The organism is Pseudomonas sp. JL3 (genome assembly GCF_031570575.1).
Lineage (GTDB): Bacteria > Pseudomonadota > Gammaproteobacteria > Pseudomonadales > Pseudomonadaceae > Aquipseudomonas > Aquipseudomonas cucumis.
In genome coordinates, this window is sequence record NZ_JAKWJK010000039.1 from 1 (window position 1) to 9,624 (window position 9,624).

The following is a 9,624-nucleotide window of genomic DNA, read 5'->3' on the forward strand; positions in this document are numbered from 1 at the left end:
GTCCTGCTCGACCACCACCACGCACCCGCCGTTGAGCAACGCTGCCCAAACGTCGAGGGTGCTGGCGTCGAACGCCGGGTTGGAGGCGAAGGCCACCCGATCCTGCGCGTTGAACTCCGCGTAACCGTTGTTGATCACCAACCGGCTCACGGCCCGGTGCGGGACCAACACGCCTTTCGGCGTGCCGGTGGAACCCGAGGTGTACATGACGTAGGCAACCGACTCGGCGCTCTGCATCAGGCCTAGGTCATCGGCTGCTTCAGCGTCCAATCCGACAATGTCCAGGTCCACACGCCGCGCGCCCTGCGCCACAACCTCAGTGCTGTGGGTCAGTACCACCGCCGCCTGGCTGTCTTGCACCATAAAGTGCTGGCGTTCCAAGGGTGCATTGATGTCCAGCGGCACATACACCGCTGCGCACTTGAGAATCGCCAGTTGGCTCACGACCAGGTCGATCGAACGCGGCAGCACAATCGCCACCCGGTCGCCCGGTTGTACGCCGAGCCCCATCAGATGGCGGGCCAGGCGATTGGCTCTGCTGTTCAGCTCACGGTAGCTCAAGCATTGTTCTGCCTGGACGATGGCCAATGCATCCGGCGTGCGTTCAACCCTTGTCTCGAACAGCGAATGGATCGTCCGCTCTCGCGGATACTTCGTTTCAGTCGCGTTGAAGCTGTCCAGACGTTGTCGTTCGGCGTCATTGAGCAAGACAATCTCGCTCACGCCCGCCTGTGCATTCGCGACCATCGCCCGCAGCATCCGCTCCAGGTAACCGAGGTAGCGTTGCATCGTCGTGTGGTCGAACAACGCCGTGGCATATTCCAGGCCACCCGAAATCACGCCGTTCGCCTCCCCCAGGTTCAGCGACACATCGAACTTCGCCGTACGACCGGGCGAGCCCATGGTTTCAAGCGTCAGGCCGTCCAGGACGAGGCTTCGCCCATCAGTGTTGTGCCAGGACAACATGGCCTGGAACAGCGGGCTGTGAGCCAGGCTGCGCACCGGCTTGACCGCTTCCACGACCTGCTCGAACGGCAGATCCTGATGGGCCTGCGCACTCAGTGTCTGCGTCTTCACCCGCTGCAGCAGCGTTTCGATGCTTGGCTCATCCGACACATCGATCGGCAGGGCCAGGGTGTTGACGAAGAAACCGATCAACCCCTCGACTTCAACGCGCGTGCGGTTGGCCACCGGCGAACCAATGACAATGGTCTCCTGTCCCGAGAGGCGGCCAAGCACCGCAGCCCAACCGGCCAGCACCGTCATGTACAAGGTGGTGCCGTGACGCTGACTCAGCGCCTTGAGGCCCGCCGTCAGTGCCTGGTCAAATTCGACGTCGAGGGTGGCACCGCAATAATCCTGTTGTGCCGGGCGCGCACGGTCTGTCGGCAACATCAGCAAGGGTGGCACGTTCTCCAGCGCCTCCTGCCAATACGCTTTCTGTTCACTCAGCACATCACCGTCCAGCCAGCGACGCTGCCAGACGGCATAGTCCACGTACTGGATCGACAGCGGCGGCAACGGGTCGGCTTCTTCCTGCAGACGGGCGTGGTATAGCGTGCCCAGCTCGCGCATCAGCACGCCCATCGACCAGCCGTCCGACACGATGTGATGCATCGTCACCAGCAGCACATGTTCGTCGTCAGCCAGCCGCACCAGCCGGCCACGAATCAACGGCCCCTGTTCCAGGTCGAACGGCGCGTGCGCCTCGTCCCCGGCCAGTCTGGCCAATTCGCCTTCGACGTCAGCGTGATGCGCGAGGTCGTGGACCACCAAAGCAAAACCAACGCCTTCGGTGGCGATGCATTGCACCGCCTCTCCATCGACGTTGTTGAAGGTGGTGCGCAAGGCTTCGTGGCGCGCCACGATACGTTCCAGCGCCCAGTGCAGTGCTTCGGGCTCCAGCCGACCCTTGAGGCGCAGGCCACCCGCGATGTGATAAGCCGCACTGCCGCCTTCCATCTGCGCGAGAAACCACAGCCGTTGCTGCGCGAACGACAACGGCAGAACCTCGTTGCTCGGCACCGGTACGATTGGCGGCAAAGTGCTTGCCGCCGCCTGCATGACCAGTGCCGCCAAAGTCGATAGCTCAGGGTTGGCAAACAGTTCCGCCAGCCCCAGTTCCACACCCAGTTGCTGGCGCACTTGAGACGTCAATCGCACCGCCAGCAGTGAATGCCCGCCCAGTTCGAAGAAGTCGTCATGGCGACCGATCCGTTCCACACCCAGCAGAGAACGCCAGAGGTCAGCCATGACCGTTTCCATCTCGCCCTGCGGTGCTTCATAGCCACGGCTTGAATAGGCAGTGCTATCGGGCACGGGCAATGCCCGGCGGTCGAGCTTGCCGTTTGGAGTCAGGGGCAACGCGTCGAGGCGCATGTACACCGCCGGCACCATGTACTCCGGCAATCGCACCTGCAATTGCGCGCGCAGACTCTCAGCCGTCAGCGCTTGATCCTCGCTGTCATGCGCCGTGTAATAGGCCACCAGGCGTTTGTCACCCAAGGCGTCTTCCACTGCGATGACGACCGCTTCGCGCACACCGGTGCAGGCGCCGAGCCTGGATTCTATTTCCCCCAGTTCGATGCGAAAGCCACGGATTTTCAGCTGTCCGTCATTGCGCCCCAGGTAGTCGATGTTGCCGTCCGGCAAATAGCGCCCCAGGTCACCGGAACGGTACATTCTGGCGTTCTGCACAGGGCTGAACGGGTCTTGCACAAAGCGCTCGGCGGTGAGGGTCGAACGGTTCAAATAACCCCGTGCGACCCCGGCACCACCAATATAGAGCTCACCCGTCACGCCGACCGGAACGGGCTGCAGTTGCGTATCCAGCAGATAAACCCGGGTGTTGGCCACCGGTTTACCGATATGCAACACCGCCTGCGAGGCGTCGACCCGGCCCGAGGTGGCGACGATGGTCGTTTCCGTGGGGCCATAGTTGTTGATCAGAGTGAAGGGCTGGTCGACGGGCAGTTTGCGCAGGCGGTCGCCACCAATCAGCAGCGTGCGCAACTGATCGTGAGCCAGATGGCGGCCAAAGGCGTACTCGGCAATGGGCGTGGGCAGGAAGCTCACGTCCAGCGCCTGGGCCTGCCACCAATCGAGCAGCGCATCGACATCCTCACTGCCCGCATGCGCCGGTGGCAGCAGCAGCGTGGCGCCGGCACACAGCGCAGGCCAGACTTCCCAAGCCGCCGCATCGAAACCGAAACCGGCCACGCTTGAAGTGCGACTGCCGTGCTCCAGCTCGAAGGTCTGACAATGCCAGCTCACCAGATTGTCGAGGTTTCTATGCTCGACCATCACGCCTTTGGGCTCACCCGTGGAGCCCGAGGTATAGATGATGTAAGCCAGGCTTTCCGGGGTCAGCGCCGCGACCATCGGGTTGTCTTCGGCACACTCGGTCATCTGAGGCCGATCAGCGTCGAGCAACAGCACCGGCACATTCAGGGTCGGCAGCCGCTCTTGCAATACCTGCTGAGTCAGCAGCGCCACCGGCGAGCTGTCTTTGAGCATGTAGGCCAGGCGCTCCGCGGGGTAGGATGGATCCATCGGCACATAACAGGCACCGGATTTCAGGATCGCCACGAGGCCGACCACTGTCTCGAGGCTGCGCCGCATGCAGATGGCGACACGGTCTTCAGGTCGTACGCCGAGCGCCAACAAGCGGTGCGCCAGCCGGTTGGCCTGCCGGTTCAGCTCGCCGTAGGTCAGACGCTGCGCGCCATAAACAACCGCCACCGTATCGGGGTGCCTGGCCGCTTGCGCTTCGAATCGCTGATGAATCGTCGGATGCCTCGGGTAATCCACATCCGTCAGGTTGAACGCCACCAGCAGTTGCCGACGTTCGGCGCCAGGCAGTATCTCCAGGCTGTGCAGCGGCGTGTCGGGGGCGTGTTCCAACGCATCCACCAGGCTCTGCAGCGTGGTGTACATGTAGTCGGCAATACGCTGGGCGCCGATGCTGGCAAAGGTTTGTACGCTGAGCAGGAAACCTTCGCCCTGATCATCGACCGACAACGTGCAGGGGTAGTTGGTCCGTTCCCTGACACCTGTCACCTCGATACCGGCCCACAGGTCGGCACCGTTTTCGTTCGTTGACGGACTGTGGCGGTAGTTCAGCAGTGCGCTGAACAGCGGTAAGGCAACGGCTACCCCGCTGCAGCGCTGCGCCAACGTCAGGGGCGCATGCTCGTGGGCGAGCAGCGCGGTCAGCCGCCCATGGGTCTGCTTCACCCCGGAACGCACACTGCACGCACCGACATCCACGCGCAGCGGCAAGGTATTGATGAACATGCCCAAGGCGCGGTCCGCGCCTTCGCCGCTCTGCATGCGGCCCAGCAACACCGTACCGAAGACCACATCCTCGCGGCCGGACAAACGCCCCAGGACTCTCGCCCACGCCAGATGATGCAGGCTCGCCGCGCTCACACCCAGTTGACGCGCCTGCCGCCGCAGACGCAGGCACAGCGCCGCATCGAGGTTCAGTTTGACCTCCTCGATGCCACTGCCGTCGCCCTGTACTTCGCGCAGGCCGAATGGCAGCGTTGGCTCATCAACGTCGCCGAGCATGTCGCGGAAAAAGCTTTCGTGTTGCTCGCGGCTCACGCCCAGCAGGGCCTGCGCCACATAATTGCGATAGGGCATGGCCGCACTCAGGCGCTCGGACTCACCCCTGAGGTACGCCAGCATTTCGTCCTGCATCACATCCAGCGCCGTATGGTCCAGGGCGATGTGATGGAACAGCAGGGTCGCGACCCAGCGTTGGTTGATCGCGTCCCAGGCACAGGCGAGCCGCATCAGCGGCGCGCAGCCAAGATCGAGACGACAATGAACAGGATCGAACTGTTTGCCCAACTGCCCGGCGACATCGCCATCGTCCGGGTCCGGTTCGACTTCTTCGAGCACCAGTCGAGCCTTGCGCAGAACCACCTGCAGCGGCGCATCAAGCCCCTCCCAAAGCACCGCGGTCCTGAGAATGTCGTGCCGATCAATCACCACCTGCAAGGCCTGCACGAATCCGTCGAGTTGGGCGCGGCTGTCCATGACGAACGAGGCTTGCAGCAGGTAGGGATCACCCTGCGTGGCAGAAATGTGATGGTAGAGAATCCCCTCTTGCAACGGCGCCAGCGGGTAGATGTCCTGCACGTTGCGTACACCTCCCGGCACTGTGGCCACGATCCGATCGATCGCCGCCTGACTCAGCGTCATCAGCGTCAGCATTGCCGGGGTGATCCGTTCACAACCGTGCGCAATACCGTTCGCCGGCACCACAACTTCCGTGTTGCCACCCACCGCCGCTGCGAGCGCGGCCAATGTGGGTTGACCGAACAGCACCCGCACATCGGCACTCAGGCCCGCCTGGCGCATGCGTTCGATCAGTTTCACCGCCAACAGCGAATGCCCGCCCAACTCGAAGAAGTGATCGTGCCGCCCCACCCGCTCCACACCAAGGACCTCGGCCCACAACCGGGCCAGCGTCGTTTCCGCATCGCCCAGCGGCGCCTGGTATTCACGACTGGCAAAGGCATCCGCCTCGGGGGCTGGCAATGCGCGGCGGTCCAGCTTGCCATTGGGCGACAGCGGCAGTTTTTCCAGCGGCACATAGGCCGCGGGGATCATGTAGTCCGGCAAAAGTGCCTGTAAATGCGCACGCAGCGAGTCGGCCTCAGGCGTTGCGTCCATCACTTGGGCGGTGAAGTAGGCCACCAGACGCTTGTCGCCGGGGCTGTCCTCGCGGGCGAGCACCGTCGCCTCTTTTACGCCCGCATGCTGGCAAAGCCTGGCTTCGATCTCACCCAGCTCGACACGAAAACCGCGGATTTTGATTTGATCGTCGTTGCGGCCCAGGTATTCGATGCAGCCATCCGGCTGGTAGCGCCCCAGGTCACCGGTCTTGTACAGACGCGCCTGTCCATGGGCGGCGAACGGATCGTGGATGAAGCGTTCAGCGGTCAGGTCAGCCCGATTCAGATAGCCACGAGCGACGCAGGCACCGCCGATGTGGATCTCGCCGGCAACGCCAAACGGGACCGGCTGCAAGTGTTCGTCCAGCAAGTAGATGCGCGTATTGGCCACCGGTTGCCCGATCGCCGGCAGCGTTGGCCAGGACGCGACATCGTCCGCCAGCGTCAGTGCCGTGGTGACGTGGGACTCGGTCGGCCCGTAGTGGTTGTGCAGACGACAGCCATCCAGACGCTCGAAGAACGCACGTATCTGTGGGGTGATGCGCAATTGCTCGCCGGCGGTGATGACATCACGCAGCCCACACGCCAGTGGCCCCGCCTCCATGTCACTGACCACCGTTTCTGCCAGCGCCTGCAGTGCGATGCAAGGCAGGTAAAGGCGTTCAATACGTTGCGTGCAGATGTGCTGGAACAGGCTGCGCAAGTTCAGTCGGGTATCGGCGTGAATGAGCGAAAGTTCGCCGCCGGCACACAGGGTACTGAAGACCTCCTGGAAGGCCACGTCGAAGCCGAGTGCGGCGAACTGTAAGGTGCGCGCAGCGTCCCTTCCCTGCTGCGCCGATTGCGCAATTTGCCACTGCATCAGGTTGACCAGGGGGCGGTGCGCCATTGCCACGCCCTTGGGCTGGCCGGTCGAACCCGAGGTGTAGATAACATACGCCAGACTCTCCGGGTTCAAGCCGTTCGCGTGTGCATCCGGATTGGTTTGCGGCTGATCGCTGATACCGGCGGCATGACGATCCTCGGCGTCGAGCAACAACAGCGGCACGGTCAGCTGAGGAAAACGCTGTTGCAAGCAGCGCTGGGTCAGCAGCACCTTTGGCGCGCTGTCCTCCAGCATGTAAGCCAGACGCTCGGCCGGATAGGCCGGATCCAGCGGCACATAACCGGCGCCCGCTTTAAGGATGCCGATCAACCCCGCCACCATGTCCAGGCCACGATCCACGCAAATTGCCACGCGGTCGTCCGCGCGGATACCCAGCGCCAGCAGACGATGGGCAACCTGATTGGCCAGCCGGTTCAGTTCGCCATAACTGAGGCTCTGATCTTCATAGGTCACCGCGACGGCTTCAGGCCGGGCGTCGGCATGCGCCTCGAATAATTGATGGATCAGCAGCCCCGACGGATAGGCCGCATCAAAGGCATTGAAATCGTCCAGCAATTGCCAGCGTTCGGGGTCGGGCAGAATGGCCAGGCTGTGCAGCGGCGCGTTCGCATCGTGATCGAGCGCATCGGCCAGTGCTTCGAGCACCGTATGCATGTAGGCGCAAATGCGCTGCGCGCCGATTCCGGCCACCGCCTGCACCGTCAGCCCGAACGATTCCCCCAGGTCATCCACCGACAACGACAGCGGGTAATTGGTCCGCTCTTCGCCGCCCAGAATCTCGACGCCGGCCCAGACCCGCGCAGTACCTGCATCCTTGGGTGCCTGTGCCGCCACGGCAGCCTGTCGGTAGTTCATCAGGGCACTGAACAACGGCGTTGGCGCGGCGACGCCACTGCAACGCTGCGCCAATGACAACGGCGCATGCTCATGCCCCAGCAGCGCGGCGAGCCGCGCATGGGTCGCCTTCACCGCGGCCAATACCCCCTGCCCGCCAGCCTCGACGCGCAACGGCAACGTATTGACGAACATGCCGAGTGCGTGCCCGGCATCCTGTCCACTGTGCAGACGGCCCATCAGCACCGTCCCGAATACCACGTCCGTGCGACCTGACACTCGTCCCACTACCTGACCCCAGGCCAAATGGTGCAAGCTGGCGGTGCTCACACCCAGGCGTCGTGCCTGAGCGCGCAAACGCTGGCCCAGTTCGGCGCAAAGCGGCAACGATGCCTCCTCGATACCGCTGCCGTCGCCTTGCACATCCTGCAGACCGAACGGCAGCGTCGGCTCGTCCACGTCCCCCAGCATGTCGCTGAAGAAGGCTTCATGTTGCTCGCGATTAAGCCCCAACCTGACCTGCGCCACATAATTGCGGTAAGGCACCGACACGGGTAGCTGTGCCGAGCGGCCCTGGAGATGCGCCTCGATTTCCTTGCCCAGCAAGCCGAGCGAAGTCGCGTCATCGATCAGGTGATGGAACAGCAACACCGCCACCCAGCTCCCTGCACGCACGTCTTCAGCAAAATGGATACGCATCAACGGTGCCTGACGCAGGTCGAAGCGGATATGGCGGGGATCGAAGCGGGCCTGCAATTGGCCGGCGATATCGCCGTCGGCCTGGTCCAGCGTGAGTTCTTCCACTCCCAGCCGGGCCTCGCGCCAGACTACCTGCACCGGTTCGTCCAGCCCTTCCCACGCCACCGAAGTGCGCAGAATGTCGTGTCGCTCGATCACCGCTTGCAAGGCCTGCACGAACGCGTCCAGTTGCGCTCGACTGTCGACGCGCAGCGTGGCTTGCAACAGGTAGGGATCGCCGTCCCCGCTCGCAAGGTGGTGATACAGAATGCCTTCCTGCAACGGCACAAGCCCGTAGATATCCTGCACGTTGCCCACACCGCCCGGCACCGCCGCAACGATGTGATCGATCTGTTCCTGGGTCAATGTCGCCAGTGGCAGCATGTCCGGAGTGATGCACTCAGCGTTGGTCGCAATCCCGTTGGCCGGTACGACAACGCCACTGCTTGCACCTGCGGCGGCGGCCAGTGTCGCCAGCGTGGGCTGGCCGAACAACACCCGCACATCGGCGCTCAGGTTGACCTGGCGCATGCGTTCGATCAGCTTCACCGCCAGCAACGAGTGGCCGCCCAGTTCGAAAAATCGATCATGCCGGCCCACCTGCTCCACACCGAGCAATTCGGCCCACAGACCAGCCAGGGTGATTTCCACGGCCCCTACCGGGGCTTCGTAGGTGCGCCGGGCATAGGCCTCTGAATCCGGTGCCGGCAACGCCTTGCGGTCGAGCTTGCCATTGGTGGTCAACGGGAATGTGGTCAGCATCACGAATGCACTGGGTACCATGTACTCGGCCAGCGAGCCCAGGAGGTGGGCGCGCAGTTCGGCGGCCGACAGTTGCGCGCCTTCTTTGGCAATCACATAGGCCACCAGACGCTTGTCGCCCGGTTCGTCTTCCCGAGCGATCACTACGGCTTCACGCACACTTTCACAAGCCGTCAGCTTCGCCTCGATCTCGCCCAGCTCGATGCGGAAACCACGGATCTTCACTTGCTCGTCGTTACGACCGAGGTATTCGAGTTCACCGTTCTCCAGCCAGCGACCCAGGTCCCCCGTGCGATACATCCGCGCATGTGCCGTGCCGTCGAACGGATCCGCCATGAACCGCGCCTGGTTAAGCTGCGGCCGGTTCAGGTACCCCCGCGCCACCCCTGCACCACNACCCAGGTCCCCCGTGCGATACATCCGCGCATGTGCCGTGCCGTCGAACGGATCCGCCATGAACCGCGCCTGGTTAAGCTGCGGCCGGTTCAGGTACCCCCGCGCCACCCCTGCACCACCGACATACAACTCACCCTCCACTCCCATCGGCACCGGTTGACCCTGCTGATCGAGCAGGTACAGGCGCAAGTCGGGAATGCGCTTGCCGATCGGGCTGACACCGACCAATTGCGCATCGGCCGCCTCCAACGCACGGTAGGTCACGTGCACAGTCGTTTCAGTGATGCCGTACATGTTGACCAGTTGCGTCTGTGCATTGGC

General features: G+C 63.3%; 1 protein-coding gene. It reads right to left on the minus strand.

Annotated features, from left to right (window positions below):
- On the minus strand, nucleotides 1-9,624 hold a 9,624-nt coding region (locus tag MMG91_RS28605; protein WP_310661431.1), incomplete at both ends, for a non-ribosomal peptide synthetase.